Raw genomic sequence first — 16688 nt, 5'->3', positions numbered from 1 at the left:
CCAAGAGGGATCGTAGATCCTTGACATCAAAAAGCCCGGAAGCGAAGGATTCCCTTCGTTCCGGGCTTTCTTGCAGTTATTACTTCGCGCCGCCTTCAGCTAGGATGGTTTCCCAGATAGCGCCTTTGCCATAAAGCTCTTTGTTCACTTTATCCCAACCGCCAAGGTATTCAATGTTGAACAAACCGGCAGGTTTCGTATAGTTTTTCTCATATAGCTTAGCTACCTCTGGAAGTACGGAACGGAAGCCTTTGTCTGCGAATACTTTTTGAGCATCAGGTGTATACAGGTAATCTAGGAATGCTTGAACGACTTCACGATTTCCGTGTTTATCTACATATTTATCAATAAGAGCTACTGGATTTTCAATGGATGTCGTGTACTGCGGGATGATTTCTACATATTTTTTACCGGATTGAATACGAGCGACTAGTTCATTTTCATAAGTGATGATGGCATCGCCTACACCTTTATCGAAGGTTGTAAGAGAGTCAGCACCGCTTTTATCCAATACTTTAATGTTTTTATAAATTTTAGCTAGCAGATCCTTGGCTGCGGCAGGGTCTTGTTTTCCAGCGGCTTCGGAAGCTTTCAAACCTGCGCCATACACGGCATTGATATCCCATTTGGCTCCGCCGGATGTGCTTGGGTTTGGAATCAGCACTTCAACGCCTGGTTTTGTTAAATCAGCCCAGTCTTTAATGCCTTTCGGATTTCCTTCACGTACGCCAATTGCAGCGATCGAGCCAGTGATGAAGCCTTTGTATTTATTGTTTTTCCAATCGTGGGTGATTAAGCCTTTTTCCACGATTTTTTGGATGTCGCCTTCTAGAGAGAGAGGGGCAATGTCGGCTTCAAAACCTTGGATAATCGCGGTTGCTTGCGAACCTGATGCGACATAGGATTCTTGGAATTCTACGGTTTGGCCGGTTTTCTTTTTCCACTCTTCTTTAAATTTAGGAATGATTTGATCGAATGAATCTTTCACAATGGAATAAGCACCTAGTGTGATGGTGACTTTACCGCCATCTGCTTTGGGTGTCGTGCTTGCTGCTGCTGATGGAGATGGGGTACTTCCTGTTTTGGTGCTTGTGCCTGAGCCGCAAGCTGTAAGGGCAATGCTCGCTGTAAATAATGTTGCTGTGATTAAACCTAAAGATTTGAAATTTTTCATCGTGATAACTCCCCTTCTAATTTATATGATTTGATTATATAAAAACAGGCAGCGGATCTTGTTTCGCCTGATTTTCAATGACTTTGTTCTCCGTTTTGGTGAAGACAGAAATCTGATGGATAAGAATATTGACTTCATCGCCAGGTTGATAAATCTTTTCTTTCACAGATTGATAAGCAAATAGTTTGAGGGAACCGGTATCAATCTCCAAATACCATGAATCTCCGCGGAAATGAATATGAGTTACTGTTCCTTTTTCTCCGGCAGTTGCCAAATGGCTTACGTCACCGGAGCGGACTTCGATGGATTCGGGACGAATCATGACATTAACATCAGGCAGCCAATGGCCATCTTGCTGTACTTCTTGCAAATAAGGGAAGCCAATGAGAGGGGTATATTGCGAGATAATGTTGGATTCACCGATAAAGGAAGCTACGAAGGAAGAAGCAGGCTTCGTGTAGATTTCCCATGGGCTGCCTTGTTGTTCGATTTTGCCGCCCTGAACGAGAATGATCTCGTCAGCAACTTCGATCGCTTCATCCTGATCATGGGTAACGAACAACGTCGTTACTTTAAATTCATCGATAAGATTGCGCAGCCAGACGCGCAGCTCTTTGCGGATTTTGGCATCAATCGCGGCGAACGGTTCATCGAGCAGGAGCAGTTGAGGTTCAGGCGCAAGCGCTCTGGCAAAAGCAACGCGTTGACGCTGTCCACCGGAAAGCTGATGCGGATATTTGCGCTCACTGCCAGCAAGACCCATAAGTTTTAGCAAATAAGTGACCCGATCTTGGATGAAATCTTTTGGTTTTTTCAGAACTTTAAGCCCATACGCTACATTATCAAAGACGGTCATATGCTTGAAAAGCGCATAGCTCTGAAAAACAAAACCAATACCTCGTTCTTGAACGGGAAGATGAGTGGCAAGTTTGCCATCGAAATAGATATCGCCAGCGGTAGGAGCCTCAAGACCGGATAACATGCGAAGAATGGACGTTTTACCGCCGCCGCTTGGCCCGATCAAGCCGACAAGATGGCCTTTGGTAACGCTGAAATTAACATCTTTGATCGCATGAAATTGTCCGAAATGTTTGTTTAAGTTTTTGACCTCGATGTGCATAGGAATGCTCCTCCTTATTGATTCCGCAAGTGCTCGCTTCTTCTTTTTAACCATTCAAGTGTCAGTAGAATTGAAATGGAGATGAGTCCCAGAACGAATGCCAAGCTGTTGGCTGCAACGAGCTGAAATTGTTCAGCATCTTGATAGACGAGCGTTGTAGCAGTTTGCGTTTGATTGATAATGTTGCCGGATACGACCAGTATGGAACCGAACTCGCCCAGCGATCTTGCGACGGTAAGAATGAGCCCGTAGAGAACGCCCCAGCGGATACCTGGCCATGTGATTTGAATGAATGTACGCCAAGGACCAGCGCCTAATGTGGCAGAAGCTTCTTCGGATTGGGTACCGATTTCTTCAAGTAAAGGCACAACTTCTCGAACCATTAAAGGGAAAGTGATAAACATCGTGGCCAGAACCATGCCGGGAATGGCATATACTATTTTCATATGATGATCTTCCATAAAAGCGCCTAATGCCGTATTCGGTCCGAAGATTAAAATAACCATTAAACCGACAATGATAGGTGAGACGGCAAAAGGTAAATCTATGATTGCGTTAATGATGGGCTTTAACCATCGGGCAATCCAAGAGCCGCGAACGATGGCTAAGGAAACGTATACGCCTACTATGGTATTAAGAATGGTGACGATGACGACGATAATAGCTGAGATTTTCAAAGCGTGCAAAGCTTCTGGCCGCTTGAGCGAATCAAAAAAGGCTTGAAAGCCATCTTCAAATGCGCCAAAGGTAATTCCCAGAAACGGAAGTATAATGAGTAGTAAAATAACGAGAAATGAGATGGTGATTAAAACTTTTCTCATGCCAGTCGCCCCTTTCCGCGTGTCAATACATTGATCAGCCATAGAATCAGGACAGACAATGTAAGGAGTACGATCGAAATGGCGGCTGCGCCTTCGGGATTGAAGTTCTGTGTTTCACCGTATATATAGACCGAGGCGACCATTGTTTTACCCGGTAAATTACCGGAAATTAAGGAAATGGCCCCAAACTCGGCTAACGATCGTGAAAATGCGAGCATACTGCCGGCGATAATACCGGGGAAAATGGCAGGGAATACAATTCGCAGGAACGTGTAGAACTTACCTGCACCCAGCGTAAAGCTTGCTTGTTCTTCAGCAGGATCGAGCTGTTCCAATAGCGGCTGAACGGTTCGGATAACGAATGGGAATGTCACGAAGACAAGTCCGATGACAACAGCTGTCTGATTATAAAGCAGCTTGATGCCAAAATGATCCAGCCAAACACCTAGTGGACTTGAAGGTCCTAGTAGGGTAAGGAACATTAACCCAGCGACGGAAGTTGGCAGCGAGAAGGGAAGATCAACCATGCTGTTCAGAATGCTTTTGCCTCGGAATGTATATCTGACAAGGACATAAGCAATGATGGTTCCAATAATCGCTTCAATAATAGTAGAGATAATACTGAGCTTAACTGTAAGCAAAATCGATTTCCAGGCTAACGGTCCTGTAACTTCTTTCCAAAATGGATCCCATCCTAATGAAAATCCTTTCATATAAATGGATCCAATCGGGATAAGCAGAAGTGCAATCAGATAGCCAATAAGCACAGATCGAACCGTAGCTTTAAATACCTTATTTCCCACGTTACACCACCTATTGTCATTAATCATACCTTTTTACTCGGAATAGTAAATTGAATATACCAGTCGTTGGACTTATTTGTCAATACATCAACCGACTTTTTATTCAAGAAATTAAAATTTTCAATCCATTTTCATTCTATAAGATGAAGTGATTCGGTTTTGGAAAATTATCGTTGACGAGTGGAATTCACGATGATAGTATAAGACTCAACCTATATCCAAGTAAACGGGTATGAATTATTATTTAGTGAAAGAATCGACCAGATGACTGGAAATTCCCGTCTTGCCAGCGATGTTGGGCACGGACTGGGAGTCTTCTCGTTAATTAACGAATAGTCAATAATCCAAATAAGGGGTGCGGTCATGAGCAGTAAACTTGGAGGAATTCATCTCAATATACGCAATGTCAATAAAGCATTTGGATCTACTCATGTATTGTCCGGCATTGATTTGAACATCAGACAAGGAGAGTTTGTTGCTATTGTCGGCCGCAGCGGCTGCGGGAAGAGCACGCTGCTTCGTTTGATCGCAGGACTAGACGAAGCTTCAAGTGGTGCTATTCTGCTCGATGCCCAATCGCTTCAGGGTGTTCATGAAGACACCAGGGTGTTATTTCAGGAACATCGATTGCTCCCATGGAAAAAGAATATCGATAACGTCCGGATTGGTGTTAAGTCTGGTGATAAGGAAATTGCTTATCGTGCTTTGCAGCAGGTTGGCCTTGAACATAAGCAAGATGATTGGCCTTCCGTGCTGTCTGGCGGTCAAAGACAGAGAGTAGCCCTAGCTCGCGCATTGGCTGGCAATCCAAGGCTATTGCTGCTGGATGAACCGTTAGGCGCGTTAGATGCCTTGACACGGATCGAAATGCAGCAGCTCATCGAACAACTCTGGCTAGATCAGCAATTTACTGTTTTGTTAGTCACACATGATGTGAGTGAGGCCGTTGCACTGGCGGATCGCGTAATCATTATTGAAGAAGGGAAAATAGGGTTGGATTTGAAAATATCACTGGCTAGGCCAAGAGAACATGATAGCGGTTTCGCTTATTTTGAGAAAACGATCTTGGACCGCTTGTTAGTTAAGAAACCGTATGAACAAGCGAGAATATCAGCTGTAGAAGCATTTTCAATTTAAAGTTTCACAGCCAAGTAGAATTCATGGTCTTTCCGTGGGTACACTGTTGCTGAAATAAGGAGGATATTAGATGAAAGAAATCCCAATGGCTTACGTAAAAGCGAATCAAACCGGTATTGTGGTTGGTGTATTGCTCGCATTTGCTTTTCAACTGCCTTGGTTGGTGGCCTTGCTGTGGGCAGTTCAGGTTGCGGGACTGATTGGGGGTGGGAAGTGGAATCTGTTTGTCACGATTTCGAATCCATTTCTATTGACGAAGGGCAAGGAAACACAAGCAGCGGAGTTAACGAAGTTTAACAATGCCTTGGCAGTTATCTTCCTTACCGTCTCATTGGCAGCATTTGCGCTAGGGTGGAATATTGCAGGGTATATCTTCACAGGTTTCCTCCTTTTAGCCGCGGGAGCTGCGCTTCTGGGCTACTGCATTGGCTGCACGATTTATTACCAGTACAAAATTAGATTCCGATAATCATTTTCATAAGTCAGCCGGAAGATGATCTTGCAAGGCTCTCACTTGTGCAGAAGCAAGTTGGGAGTCTTTTCACGTACAGAATTTTTTGCCGGGAATATGTTAAAAATAGGATTGACACCTCTGCCTTGGGGATGCTAATATGGGTATAACAATTAATTCATACTAAATTTATCGGAATTATATGCAATCACGAAAGGGAGTTAACATCATGGAGCACGCAATCACAATTAAAAGCGAAGACGTCGAATTGGCCGCAACGCTGCATTACCCGACGAATCAAACAGTCCCTGCCAAAGCAGACTGTCAACGTTGGCCGCTTATCATCATCTGTCACGGTTTTATTGGGAGCCGGATAGGGGTGGATCGGCTGTTTGTGAAAGCTGCTCGTGAGTTTAGCTCGCAAGGATATTTGGTCCTGCGTTTTGATTATGGCGGATGCGGGGAAAGCACAGGCGATTATGGCGCGGGCGGACTTGATGTGCTTATCGAGCAAACACGAAGTGTCATTGATTATGCACTGACCATTGATTGTGTGGATCTAAGCCGGGTTATTCTGGTCGGTCACAGCTTAGGCGGTGCAACTGCCGTGCTGACTGCAGCTAAGGATAGCCGAATCAAAACGCTTGTCCTCTGGTCAGCTGTAGCTCACCCACACAACGATATTGTAAGAATCGTAGGCAAAAGTGACTACGAGAAACTGCCGCTTGGAGGAGCAATTGATCATCATGGCTACTTGCTGACAAGTCGATTCTTTGATTCGTTGTCGCAGCATCAACCCTTCGAGCAGCTGCGCAAATTTAATGGTGATGTTCTGGTCATGCATGGAACAGCGGATGATACGGTCCCCGTCGATTACGCGCCGTTATATCAGAAAATGTTCTGGCTGAGAAATGAAGGTCAATGCGAAATTGATTTGATTTTTCAAGCGGATCATACGTACTCAACGAACGGTTCAACCAAGGAGCTATTTGAAAAAACAGGGAATTGGTTAACCTTCCTTCACAAACAAAAAAATGATTGGAACGACTGGACGATATAAAAGAAGCGGAGGAATTGAGATGGCGAAACCATTGGAGTTAGATGATGTTTGGGTGGACAGAATAAAGCAAATGTTAAATGGGTTAGAATATGGCTCCGTTCAAATTGTGGTTCATGATGGGAAGATTGCCCAAATTGATAAGACAGAAAGAAAGCGATTTGATGCGTCATCTCAACAGTCATCACAGCTCCAGGCAGTGAAGGCAGTCAAGCAAACAAGTAAAGGATAGACCTCGCGAAAGCAATTATAATAAATTATAGGAACAGCCCTCTTTCTTCGGAAAGGGGGCTGTTTTCATGAAAAAGAAACGGTATACTGAAAGGGAAAGCGCAAACAAACATCGTGTGCGTGTACGATGATAGGAGTTGGATCAAGCATGCAGAAGCAATATTTCCATTGGAACGATACACAGATGAACAAACACTATGTCTATGAATGGTTGCCGGATGAGGCGAATGCTATAAAAGCAATTGTGCAAATTGCACATGGGATGTCAGAGACTGCTGCCAGGTATGAAAGATTAGCAGAAACATTGACAGAGCAAGGTTATGCCGTTTATGCGAATGATCATCTCGGTCACGGATTAACGGCTGGAGTACCCGGGAACGTCGGCAAATTTGGCAAGGATTGCTTTCACAGCATGGCAGCCAATATGGGGGGAATCACGGAACAAATCCGGCTTCGCCATGCTAAGGATATTCCATTGTATGTATTGGGGCACAGCATGGGTTCTTTTCTGACGCAGTCTTACATGGTTACTTATGTAAATGAGAATCCGGAGCACGTTCAAGGCATCCTTTTGTCTGGGACTAACGGCAAGGAAGGGCCTGTTCTGCAAGTCGGCATACTTGTGGCAAGCCTAGAAGCGGCTATTCGCGGCGATCATCATCGCAGCAAGCTGCTGACTAATTTATCCTTCGGAGCTTTCAATAAAAGATTCGCTCCGAACCGAACGGAGTCTGACTGGCTTAGCCGTGATGCAGAGGAAGTAGATAGGTATGTGGAAGATCCTTATTGTGGGGTGATCTTCACGTCTGGTTATTTCCGTGACTTCTTTAAAGGATTGAAAGAGATTCATCAGTCCTCTCATGTAAGCCGAATTCGTAAAGATTTGCCGATTTTCGTTTTCTCCGGTGAAGAAGACCCGGTTGGCGGCCATGGAAAAGGGGTTCGTAGATTGCTTGCCATGTACCAGGCCATTGGACTACAGAAGGTCAGCAGCAAGCTGTATCCAGGCGGCAGACATGAAATGTTGAATGAAGTGAATCGGGAAGAAGTGATGACGGATATTAGTGAGTGGCTGAATAGGCAGGTAGCTTCTCTTCGGAGTGGGAAACGATAGTATAATGAAACAACGGTAGCCTAAGGATTGTGTAAATTTACGTTCAAAAGGGAGCCCTTTGATAGGGTTCCCTTTTGAAGTACGGTGATAAATGCCTGCGCATTGTGGATTAAGAAGGAGTATAAGAGAGACTGGCACTAAACGAGAGTTGAGTAATGTCGGCTGCTGATGGATCTGTCTCCGCTAGCGTCCTTACCCGAATACCAATACGATCACCTTCAGCTACGACTAATGAGCCCCCGACATTTCTATTCGTGGCGGTACGGAAACCGGAGGGGTTACCAGGTGTAATAACCGTATTCGGAAATCCGAATCTAACCGAGCTAGTCAGTAGCGTTGTTACGTAGGGCGAAGAACTGTGATCAATCCCATTATTAGGAACAGAAGATGCGAGGAATACTGTAAAATCATATTGAAGACCGAGCGTATTTATTGAAACGACAGAAGCAACCAATAAATCTACACTTATTTGCAGATCTTGAACGGTACCTGCAAAAGGAATTGGGAAAGCAAAACCACCTGCTTCTGGTGGCATCGTTGATTCTCCAAAAGCGTCTATAACTTCAACCGTGTGGCTGCCAAAACCCATTAAAATTGGAGCAGCTGATACGACTGTAGCGCCACTTAGGATGATCCCCGTTGAAAATGGAATTATTCCTCCTGCTGATGGTCCTGCCGGACCTGTAGCTCCAGTAGGACCTGGTATACCTTGGGGTCCCGCTGCTCCTGTTGCTCCCGCAGTTCCCGCTGCTCCTGTTGCTCCCGCAGTTCCCGCTGCTCCTGTTGCTCCTGCTGATCCCGCAGTTCCCGCAGTTCCCGCTGCTCCTGTTTCTCCTGTTGCTCCTGCTGCTCCTGCTGCTCCTGCTGCTCCTGTTGCTCCTGTTGCTCCCGCAGCTCCCGCAGGTCCTACTGCTCCCGCAGGACCTACTGGTCCCGCAGGTCCTGTTGGTCCTGCTAGCCCTGCTGCGCCAATTGCTCCTGCAATTCCTGCCAGCCCTGCAGGCCCAAGTGCCCCTGCGAGTCCCGCAGGTCCCGCTTGACCAATTGCTCCTACAAGTCCTGCCAGCCCCGCAGGTCCAAGCGCTCCAGCAGTTCCCGCAGGTCCAACCGCTGCGATTGCTCCTCCCAGTTCTTGTAACAACTGCGCTCCTGCTGGACCAGGAGGCCCTTGGGGCCCTCGCGGACCTTCGGGTCCAGGTGGCCCTGGTGGACAATTACATCTTCCCATAGTCTCACTCCCTATTATCAAACGTAATGTATCATATTTCAAACATTTAGAATGAACACAGCTAGTACCTATAAACTAAAATTTAGGCTGATAGAGTAGTAAATTAGCTGATTTTCTGCTCGTCTATGTTCTTGTCCATAGCATTATGTCAATTCCTGCATTAGCTAATAAAAGAGAGCAAAGGCAAGGGAGTGATGAGATTGGAGAAGCACCCTTTAGTAGGTATTATGGTAACTAAAAGAAAAAGCAGAAAAAGAATTTTGGGGATTTATCAACGTTATCACAATCTAAACCTGAAACTTTACGTCTTTACACCTGCAGATATACATTGGAAGGAACGACGTATTATTGGACTTAGCCTGAAGAATGGCATCTGGAAGCAAAGTTCGTTTCCTTTTCCTCATGTCGTTTATAACCAATGTTTTAACAAAAAGCTTGTAACTATTCAACGTCTAGAGAAGGCGATTGGTAGAAACAAATGTTTTAATAGTATCAATTTTTTTAATAAATGGCATGTCTATAACCAGTTAAAACAGTCAAATCTTAAAACCTATGTACCAGACACATTTATATATAATGAAGTGAATATATCAGAACTATTAGAGAAATATAAACTGATATTCATTAAACCCTCGTACGGAGCTAAGGGTAAGTCTGTGTATCGGGTTGAACTAACGGATAATGGAGATACTCACATCTCGTTGCATAGCTTGGCTCCAAGATATATTTGCAGAAAAAATGAGGACATTCAGGAAAAATTGGATGTACTCAACCTGAAGAAATACATGGTGCAGCAAGGGATTCGTATGAGTCAATTTGATCATCAGTATTTTGATATCCGCGTCCTTGTTCAAAAAGGTATTCTTGGAGAATGGACGGTTTCCGCCATTACATCTAGATTAGCTTATGAACACTACTTTAACACGAGTATGTGTGAAACTATTTATGATGTTGTTGAAATTCTTCCGCAAATATGTTCGCCAGATAAAATCAATGAGATCCTTCGATCCCTGCATGAGATTAGTATACAGGCCGCACAAGAAACAGAAACTCTGATGGGGTCATTGGGAGAATTGAGTGTAGATTTTGCAATAGACGAACAAAGCAAGTTATGGATTATCGAGCTTAACGGAAAACCCCAAAAAAATATATACAAAGAGCTCAAGTGCTACAGACGTAAAATTTATAGCAGACCGTTGGATTATGCTTATTATCTATCTCAATAACCGATCGACCACCGGCGTTATCCGTTGCTGGCGTACCGGCCGATTATCAACCCGCGGATCGTCTTAATAACCGTGTGATGGTTCGCCAGACCTTGCGGCCAGTAGCCTATTTAGCTTGGAGATCGTATCGTCATCCTTAGACGGTATGAAGTGAACGTCCGCCAGACGGAGTTGCGCTCGCGTGTCGATAACTTGGCCTGATTTTGGAGAAGGGTGGTAAACAAAATGTACGAATACAAGTATGTAGAAACATCGTTAGGTGGATTTTTCTCCTCCGCAAAGCATCGGGAAGCCATTGACGAAAACGCCAAAGAAGGATGGAGGTTAGTGCAGGTTTTACCAACAAACTATAATGGTCATGGTAAACCTATGGCATATGAGATTATTTTTGAACGACTCATTTCAAGATGAGTCGTTTGCTTTTTTTTGAAGAGTGATCGAGGAGTTGCCCGAATTGCCTTGCGCGGAGATGAGAGGGAACTACGGTGCGCTATTCCAGCCAAAAGTGGCATTATAGCAAGGCTGAGGGAACTACAGTCCGTTAATTTGCTGTTTGATGGGATTTTCAGTGTTTTTCGTGAAAATAAGACCCTGTAGTTCCGTTATCACCCAAAAATCCCATATATTTTCATAACTAGCGTATTGGAGTTCCTTTAACAGAATTTGTCACTTGTAAGGAACTCATTCAGCTCATCTCTCAAGCCAAGTAGCCGTTTTTCTCAGGTATGAGTGTGAACCGGCGGGATCAGGCGTTATTTTGGAGTTGCAAGCGAAGACCTTCGCGATCAATTTGTATCCAGTACTCGGCGATGCGTTCGTTATGGACCCGATACACAGCGCTTGCGATCTCAACGATGGTTTGGCCTGTCGGCCGGAAGCCATCAACTTCTCCCGCATGGGTTCCGGTTTGTTTCCAACGGACATAAACACGCTCATCTTGGGCAATCAATTCTTGGATTTCCAACTTAAACGCGCCATAAGCTGCGATCATTTCTCTTACATGATCGGCATAATTGGCTGGTGTGCGGTGGACGGTTGTCTCGTTTTCGGACGTTATTTGATGGGCCAGCACCTGCTCAGACATGTAGGCATTGGCGGCATCTGGCAGCAGACCGGATCGTACGTCGCGGAAAAATAGTTGAACGATTTCTGTAGGTGTCATTGGCTATAAGATCTCCTCTTCGTTGTTTGCATGTTGAGTTTACTGGAAAGAAAGGGGTGATATCAAGCGGGGATCACATAAAAACCCACCTCCGACAGCAAAATCATCCCATCGGGGTGGGTTATGGAAGCTGCTATTTCAGCAGCTGACGGAACTCCTCGGTCAGCAGCGGCACGACCTCGAAGAGATCGCCGACGATGCCGTAATCGGCGACTTTGAAGATCGGCGCCTCGACGTCCTTGTTGATCGCGATGATCACACGCGACGAGCTCATCCCCGCGAGATGCTGGATGGCGCCGCTAATCCCACACGCGATGTAGATCTCCGGCGTCACCACCTTGCCGGTCTGGCCGATTTGCATCGCGTACTCGCAGTAGCCCGCGTCGCAGGCTCCGCGGGAAGCCCCGACAGCGCCGCCCAAGACGGCAGCCAGCTCTTCGAGCGGCTGGAACCCCTCGGCGCTGCGCACGCCCCGTCCGCCGGAGACAACGATCTTGGCTTCTGCCAAGTCGATGGTGCCGGACGTTTTCTTCACGACCTCCCGGACGATGCTGCGCAGGGAGGGAGCGGGATAAGCAACATCGATCACAGAGGCTAGACGCGAAGCGTCAGGCTCGGAAGCTGCGATGTTGTTGGGTCTGATCGTCACGACCCATATGTCATTCGGGTCGGTAAACGCTTTCTTTTCGACGGCTTTGCCTGCATAGAGCGGTCGAGTGAACTGCACGGTGTCGCCGCTGCGCGCAATAGCGGTGACATCTGAGATTTGCCCAGCGGCGAGTCGAGCCGCAACGAGGGGGGCTAGATCTCGGCCAATGGCCGTGTGGCCTAAGTAAATAGCGCCAGGTTGGACCGTGTCCGCAACAGCAAGAAGGGCGCTGGCATAAGCTTCTGAGTTGTAGTGCTCAAGCGCTGAGTTTTCGACCACGTAGATGCTGGAAGCGCCGTAAGCGGCCAGTTCAGTAGCGAGTGTTCCGCTTCCGCTGCCGCCAATCAGAACAGCGGTGATGCTGTCGCCTTCAGCAGCCGATAGCTGGGCCGCACGTAAAGCCTCAAAGGATACTTGACGCAGTTTGCCTCCGCGTGCTTCGGCAACAACGAGAAATGTTTTCGCCATAGGAATAGCCTCCCCTTCTTAAATCACTTTGGATTCGTTGCGCAGTGCTTGCACAAGCTCGGATACCTGCGCGTTCACTTCCCCTTTGAGAATACGCCCCGCTTTGCGCTCCGGGGGCAGAGCAAGTTCGACTCGCGTCGTTTTGGCGACTGCGGAAGCAGCGCCTTCCATATCATCCAACGTTAGATGTTGAAAAGGTTTCTTCTTGGCTTTCATGATGCCGGGAAGGGAAGGGTAGCGCGGTTCATTCAAACCTTGCTGCGCTGTGAATAAGGCGGGCAGCGGCACTTCAATAATTTCAACATCCCCTTCGGCATCGCGGTGGGTTACCGCTTTGCTTGCTTCGATGTCCAGTTTCGTAATAGAGCCAACGTGAGGTAATCCGAGTAAAGAGGCGAGGCGGACGGCGACTTGGCCTGCTCCGTTATCCACGGAGAAATTGCCGCCAAGGATAAGATCATAGGACTGGGTGCGCAAATAGCTGGCTAGAATTTCGGCAACCTCATACTCATCTCCTAGAATACGTTCGTCAGTAATCAGGACAGCTTCGTCGGCACCCATTGCTAGCGCAGTTCGGAGTGCTTCCGCTGTGCGATCTGGGCCAATCGAAAGCAGGGTTACTTTCCCGCCAAGTTCATCACGGATTTGGATAGCTTGCTCTACCGCGTATTCATCATAGGGATTGATTACAAATTTAGCGCCATCCTCTTGCACGCTGCCGCCCTGCAGGACGATTTTCTCCTCGGTATCAAACGTTTGCTTTACTAATACAAAAATGTCCATAGTCAAGCTCCTTCCTGAATATACATGATATAGAGTCCCTTATGGCTCAATGCCTTTCATGAAGAAATCAATCGTGGGGCCGACTTGAGCGGTTAAGGAATATTTCTGACCGGAAATGAGCCAAGAAGTCACCACTTCGTCCATACCGCCAAAAATGAGCAGCCTCACAAGCTTCACATCAAAATCAGGGCGGAAGCTGCCTTCGCGCTTGCCTCTTTCTAATATATTTTCGATCAGGATAATATATCTCTTTAGTGCCAGACCAATCTCTTGGCGAAGGAGCATATCACTCTGGCGAAGCTCGATTTGAGTAAGATAGGCTAGATGAATGTTGTTTTCAAGCTCACTGAAATGAATTTCGCAGACTTTCATCAGTGCTGCTCGGGCTGACATATGCTCACCCACACCTTGATTAAACTTCTCTACAAGTTCGCCTAATTTCTCTTGAAACAGGCTGGTCAAAATATCCTCCTTCTTTTTGAAGTAGAGATAGATCGTTCCGTCCGCGACACCAGCTTCTTTGGCGATGCGAGAAACTTGTGATTTGTGGAACCCGTTCTCGGCAAATACTTTCAGGGCACCTTCGAGAATGGCGTAATACTTGTCTGGTTTTTTGCTACTTGTCAAGGAGATCACCTCGGTGTTAAGATACAAATATCGGTGAATGAATACTCATTCATTTTCGTAATTTCATCATAAAATACGTAGTACGCCTTGTCAACGACTTCTTCAGCTTAACTAAGCAAGTGAGAATTGTAGTGGGCCTACAGCAAACATTGAAGCATTTTTCGACTCTGTGAATAAGAGGATAGGGGATTTGCTTTTTTACGATGCTTGAATGTAAGCGGTTACTTATTGGGCATTGATGCATGCGGAAGTGCAAGTGTGGGTGTTACAAGAGCAAGAGCAAGAGCAAGAGTAAGAGCAGGAGCAAGAACAAGAACGAGAGCAAGCAAATTTGAACGTTTGGGCCTTTTATACGAGATAGAAGTCTCTAAAGACTTCTAAAACACAAATGTCGGGACTAAAAGTTGAATTAGAGGTCCTTAAAGGCTCTTATCCAATGGGAAAAGGGATTCCAGAAGGGATTTTTGCACAGATAGCAGCCTTTAAAGACTCTTATCTTCCCCAAAAACCTGCTAAAAGGCGAAATAGAAGTCTCAAAAGGCTCTTATCGCCCCAATTATCACAACGGCAAGGAGGCTGCTCCATGATAGGTAGCATTATTCAATTCCTTTTGTTTTTAGTGGTTACAGGATGCGCGGTTTACTTGTTCGGCCGGGTTGTGTATCACCGATATTTGTACATCAAGCTTGGGAAATCCGTGCCTTTGAAGAAAGAAGCCAAGGCGCGGCTCAAGGAATTCGCTATTCAGGTGTTTGGTCAAACCAAGCTTCTCAAGGATAAGAAGAGCGGTGTCATGCATATTGTCATCTTCTATGGGTTCATTATTCTGCAATTAGGTGCGCTTGATCTCATTCTGAAAGGATTAATTGGCCATGGGTTACCAATCCCCGGCTATGATTACTTCACATTGATGCAGGAAGTCACGGTAGCTTTGATTCTCCTGGCTATGGGCTACGCCACTTATCGACGGTATGTCGAGAAGCTGAAGCGATTAAAACGCGGTTGGAAACCAAGCATCGTTGTGTTCTTTATTTTCTTCTTGATGCTCTCGGTTGTTGTAAGCGGAGGTTTTGAACGCGTGCGCGAGGGGCTTGCAACTTCGGGATTTGCTCCGATTTCATCTTTATTTGCCGCCATATTCCAAGGCCTGTCCCATACAGGTGCAACGATAGGCTTTTATGCCAGCTGGTGGATGCATGTATTAATTCTATTATCTTTTCTGATTTATGTGCCGCAATCCAAGCATTTTCATATTATTACAGCGCCGATTAATATCCTGCTTCGCCGTACGGAGCCAACTGGCAAGCTGGCGTCTCTGGATTTGGAAGATGAGGATGCGGAATCGTTCGGGGTCGGCAAAATAGAGGACTTCACGCAGAAGCAGATGCTCGATTTCTATTCCTGTGTGGAATGCGGGCGCTGCACGAATGTATGTCCTGCCAATACGACGGGGAAAATGCTGTCGCCGATGCATTTGATTACGAAGCTGCGGGATCATTTGACGGAAAAAGGCGCTGCCATTACATCCAAATCTCCGTGGGTTCCGGCCATTGCTTTTGCCAGCCATAGTGATCACAATCCGCTGGAGGTTGAGCTTATCGGAGGTGTTATTACGGAAGAAGAATTGTGGGCTTGTACGACATGCCGCAATTGCGAGGATCAATGTCCAGTCGGCAATGAACATGTGGATAAAATTATCGATCTGCGTCGACATCTCGTCTTAACGCAAGGCAGCATGCCGCATGACGGCCAGCGTGCGCTGCAAAATATCGAAAGGCAAGGAAACCCGTGGGGAATCAGCCGCAATGATCGCGTGAAATGGGTCAAAGAGGTAGATCCCGAGGATGAATTAGCCATCCGAACGGTCAAAGAGAAACCGGAATTTGACTATTTGTTTTTCTTAGGCTCCATGGGAGCTTATGATAATCGCAGTCGCAAAATTACGCATGCTTTCGTGAAACTAATGAAAGAAGCTGGCATCTCATTTGCCGTATTGGGCAATGAAGAGAAAAATTCCGGCGATACCCCAAGACGTATGGGCAATGAATTCCTTTTCCAACAGCTGTGTGCGGATAATATTGCGACTTTTCAGAAGTATAAGGTGAAGAAAATCGTAACGACGTGCCCGCATACGTATCATACTTTTAAAAATGAATACCCCGAATTCGGTCTCGAGGCTGAAGTTTACCATCACACGGAGCTGTTGGATGTGTGGGTGAAGGAGGGGCGTCTGAAGCCGCTGCATGAAGTTCGAGAGCGCATTACTTACCATGATTCATGTTATTTGGGCCGCTATAACGAGGTTTATGAAGAACCGCGCAGCGTACTTAAAGCGATCCCCGGTGTACAACTGGTTGAACAAGCGCGTTCCCGTGAGAACAGCATGTGCTGCGGTGCAGGCGGTGGGATGATGTGGATGGAAGAAACCGCAGGAACACGCGTGAATGCGGCGCGGACGGAGCAGCTTTTGAGTGTGAATCCGACCGTTATCAGCTCGGCCTGCCCTTATTGTTTGACAATGGTGGAGGATGGAACGAAGCTCAAGGAGGTCGAGGAGCGAGTTAAAGCGCGAGATATCGCTGAAATTCTTGCCTTATCGGTGTTTGGGAAAACCGAAAAACTCATGTAGGAGGATAT

At 46.3% G+C, this 16688-nt stretch carries 17 protein-coding genes; 8 read left to right on the top strand and 9 right to left on the bottom strand.

The window, feature by feature from the left end; all coding sequences use genetic code 11:
• Positions 1-79: 79 nt before the first annotated feature.
• Genes IEY34_RS18495 through cysT form a run of 4 tightly spaced genes read right to left on the bottom strand, consistent with a single transcriptional unit; the run spans position 80 to position 3918 of the window.
• On the bottom strand, positions 80-1174 hold the full coding sequence (locus IEY34_RS18495) for a sulfate ABC transporter substrate-binding protein (RefSeq protein WP_189013856.1): 1095 nt from the start codon (positions 1172-1174) through the stop codon (positions 80-82).
• 34 nt (positions 1175-1208) lie between these two features.
• Complete coding sequence (locus IEY34_RS18490; protein ID WP_189013854.1) at positions 1209-2294, bottom strand: ABC transporter ATP-binding protein; 1086 nt, start codon at positions 2292-2294, stop codon at positions 1209-1211.
• Positions 2295-2308: 14 nt separating this feature from the next.
• Complete coding sequence (locus IEY34_RS18485) at positions 2309-3115, bottom strand: sulfate ABC transporter permease subunit (RefSeq protein WP_189013852.1); 807 nt, start codon at positions 3113-3115, stop codon at positions 2309-2311.
• Positions 3112-3918 (bottom strand): sulfate ABC transporter permease subunit CysT, encoded by an 807-nt coding sequence (gene cysT / locus IEY34_RS18480; protein WP_229757717.1) that lies wholly within the window; start codon positions 3916-3918, stop codon positions 3112-3114. The genes IEY34_RS18485 and cysT overlap by 4 nt, the downstream gene beginning before the upstream one ends.
• Before the next feature lie 363 nt (positions 3919-4281).
• Between cysT and IEY34_RS18475 the strand changes: the two genes are divergently transcribed.
• The 5 genes from IEY34_RS18475 (at position 4282) to IEY34_RS18455 (ending at position 7908) form a co-directional block, all read left to right on the top strand.
• Positions 4282-5055 carry an ATP-binding cassette domain-containing protein gene (locus tag IEY34_RS18475; protein ID WP_189013849.1) on the top strand — a complete coding sequence of 258 codons (774 nt, stop codon included), beginning with the start codon at positions 4282-4284 and terminating at the stop codon, positions 5053-5055.
• A gap of 70 nt (positions 5056-5125) precedes the next feature.
• Positions 5126-5524 (top strand): DUF4395 domain-containing protein, encoded by a 399-nt coding sequence (locus IEY34_RS18470; protein ID WP_189013847.1) that lies wholly within the window; start codon positions 5126-5128, stop codon positions 5522-5524.
• Between the two features lie 211 nt (positions 5525-5735).
• Positions 5736-6566, top strand: a complete 831-nt coding sequence (locus IEY34_RS18465) for an alpha/beta hydrolase family protein (protein WP_189013845.1) — start codon at positions 5736-5738, stop codon at positions 6564-6566.
• A 19-nt stretch (positions 6567-6585) separates the two neighbouring features.
• Positions 6586-6795 (top strand): YezD family protein, encoded by a 210-nt coding sequence (locus IEY34_RS18460; RefSeq protein WP_189013843.1) that lies wholly within the window; start codon positions 6586-6588, stop codon positions 6793-6795.
• Positions 6796-6942: 147 nt separating this feature from the next.
• Complete coding sequence (locus IEY34_RS18455) at positions 6943-7908, top strand: alpha/beta fold hydrolase (RefSeq protein WP_189013841.1); 966 nt, start codon at positions 6943-6945, stop codon at positions 7906-7908.
• A gap of 109 nt (positions 7909-8017) precedes the next feature.
• Here IEY34_RS18455 and IEY34_RS18450 read toward each other — a convergent pair whose 3' ends face one another.
• A complete protein-coding gene (locus tag IEY34_RS18450) occupies positions 8018-9049 on the bottom strand; it encodes a hypothetical protein (protein ID WP_229757716.1) in 1032 nt (343 codons plus the stop codon).
• 281 nt (positions 9050-9330) lie between these two features.
• Between IEY34_RS18450 and IEY34_RS18445 the strand changes: the two genes are divergently transcribed.
• Both IEY34_RS18445 and IEY34_RS18440 read left to right on the top strand, forming a co-directional pair.
• On the top strand, positions 9331-10362 hold the full coding sequence (locus IEY34_RS18445; protein ID WP_229757715.1) for a YheC/YheD family endospore coat-associated protein: 1032 nt from the start codon (positions 9331-9333) through the stop codon (positions 10360-10362).
• A gap of 225 nt (positions 10363-10587) precedes the next feature.
• Complete coding sequence (locus IEY34_RS18440; protein WP_189013835.1) at positions 10588-10773, top strand: DUF4177 domain-containing protein; 186 nt, start codon at positions 10588-10590, stop codon at positions 10771-10773.
• Between the two features lie 334 nt (positions 10774-11107).
• Here IEY34_RS18440 and IEY34_RS18435 read toward each other — a convergent pair whose 3' ends face one another.
• The 4 genes from IEY34_RS18435 to fadR all read right to left on the bottom strand — a co-directional run bounded on the left by IEY34_RS18435 (position 11108) and on the right by fadR (position 14060).
• The gene (locus IEY34_RS18435) at positions 11108-11524 is read right to left on the bottom strand and encodes an ester cyclase (protein ID WP_189013833.1); all 417 of its coding nucleotides are present in this window, start codon (positions 11522-11524) and stop codon (positions 11108-11110) included.
• A 133-nt stretch (positions 11525-11657) separates the two neighbouring features.
• Complete coding sequence (locus IEY34_RS18430) at positions 11658-12641, bottom strand: electron transfer flavoprotein subunit alpha/FixB family protein (RefSeq protein ID WP_189013831.1); 984 nt, start codon at positions 12639-12641, stop codon at positions 11658-11660.
• 18 nt (positions 12642-12659) lie between these two features.
• Positions 12660-13424 carry an electron transfer flavoprotein subunit beta/FixA family protein gene (locus IEY34_RS18425; protein WP_189013829.1) on the bottom strand — a complete coding sequence of 255 codons (765 nt, stop codon included), beginning with the start codon at positions 13422-13424 and terminating at the stop codon, positions 12660-12662.
• A gap of 39 nt (positions 13425-13463) precedes the next feature.
• The gene (gene fadR / locus IEY34_RS18420; RefSeq protein WP_308423031.1) at positions 13464-14060 is read right to left on the bottom strand and encodes a fatty acid metabolism transcriptional regulator FadR; all 597 of its coding nucleotides are present in this window, start codon (positions 14058-14060) and stop codon (positions 13464-13466) included.
• Positions 14061-14634: 574 nt separating this feature from the next.
• Here fadR and IEY34_RS18415 point away from each other — a divergent pair.
• A complete protein-coding gene (locus IEY34_RS18415; protein WP_189013825.1) occupies positions 14635-16680 on the top strand; it encodes a (Fe-S)-binding protein in 2046 nt (681 codons plus the stop codon).
• The last annotated feature ends 8 nt before the right edge of the window (positions 16681-16688 follow it).

The sequence above is a fragment of the Paenibacillus marchantiophytorum genome (assembly GCF_014640555.1).
GTDB lineage: Bacteria > Bacillota > Bacilli > Paenibacillales > NBRC-103111 > Paenibacillus_E > Paenibacillus_E marchantiophytorum.
Note: the sequence above shows the minus strand (reverse complement) of the source record. Positions and strands in the feature narration are given on the sequence as shown.

Bases quoted from the DNA above. Each gene is read 5' to 3' on its own strand.
- IEY34_RS18470 (WP_189013847.1), top strand. From the start codon at position 5,126: ATGAAAGAAATCCCAATGGCTTACGTAAAAGCGAATCAAACCGGTATT.
- IEY34_RS18430 (WP_189013831.1), bottom strand. From the start codon at position 12,641: ATGGCGAAAACATTTCTCGTTGTTGCCGAAGCACGCGGAGGCAAACTG.
- IEY34_RS18460 (WP_189013843.1), top strand. From the start codon at position 6,586: ATGGCGAAACCATTGGAGTTAGATGATGTTTGGGTGGACAGAATAAAG.
- IEY34_RS18415 (WP_189013825.1), top strand. From the start codon at position 14,635: ATGATAGGTAGCATTATTCAATTCCTTTTGTTTTTAGTGGTTACAGGA.
- IEY34_RS18485 (WP_189013852.1), bottom strand. From the start codon at position 3,115: ATGAGAAAAGTTTTAATCACCATCTCATTTCTCGTTATTTTACTACTC.
- IEY34_RS18440 (WP_189013835.1), top strand. From the start codon at position 10,588: ATGTACGAATACAAGTATGTAGAAACATCGTTAGGTGGATTTTTCTCC.
- IEY34_RS18425 (WP_189013829.1), bottom strand. From the start codon at position 13,424: ATGGACATTTTTGTATTAGTAAAGCAAACGTTTGATACCGAGGAGAAA.
- IEY34_RS18495 (WP_189013856.1), bottom strand. From the start codon at position 1,174: ATGAAAAATTTCAAATCTTTAGGTTTAATCACAGCAACATTATTTACA.
- IEY34_RS18445 (WP_229757715.1), top strand. From the start codon at position 9,331: ATGAGATTGGAGAAGCACCCTTTAGTAGGTATTATGGTAACTAAAAGA.
- IEY34_RS18490 (WP_189013854.1), bottom strand. From the start codon at position 2,294: ATGCACATCGAGGTCAAAAACTTAAACAAACATTTCGGACAATTTCAT.
- IEY34_RS18465 (WP_189013845.1), top strand. From the start codon at position 5,736: ATGGAGCACGCAATCACAATTAAAAGCGAAGACGTCGAATTGGCCGCA.
- IEY34_RS18455 (WP_189013841.1), top strand. From the start codon at position 6,943: ATGCAGAAGCAATATTTCCATTGGAACGATACACAGATGAACAAACAC.
- IEY34_RS18475 (WP_189013849.1), top strand. From the start codon at position 4,282: ATGAGCAGTAAACTTGGAGGAATTCATCTCAATATACGCAATGTCAAT.
- IEY34_RS18435 (WP_189013833.1), bottom strand. From the start codon at position 11,524: ATGACACCTACAGAAATCGTTCAACTATTTTTCCGCGACGTACGATCC.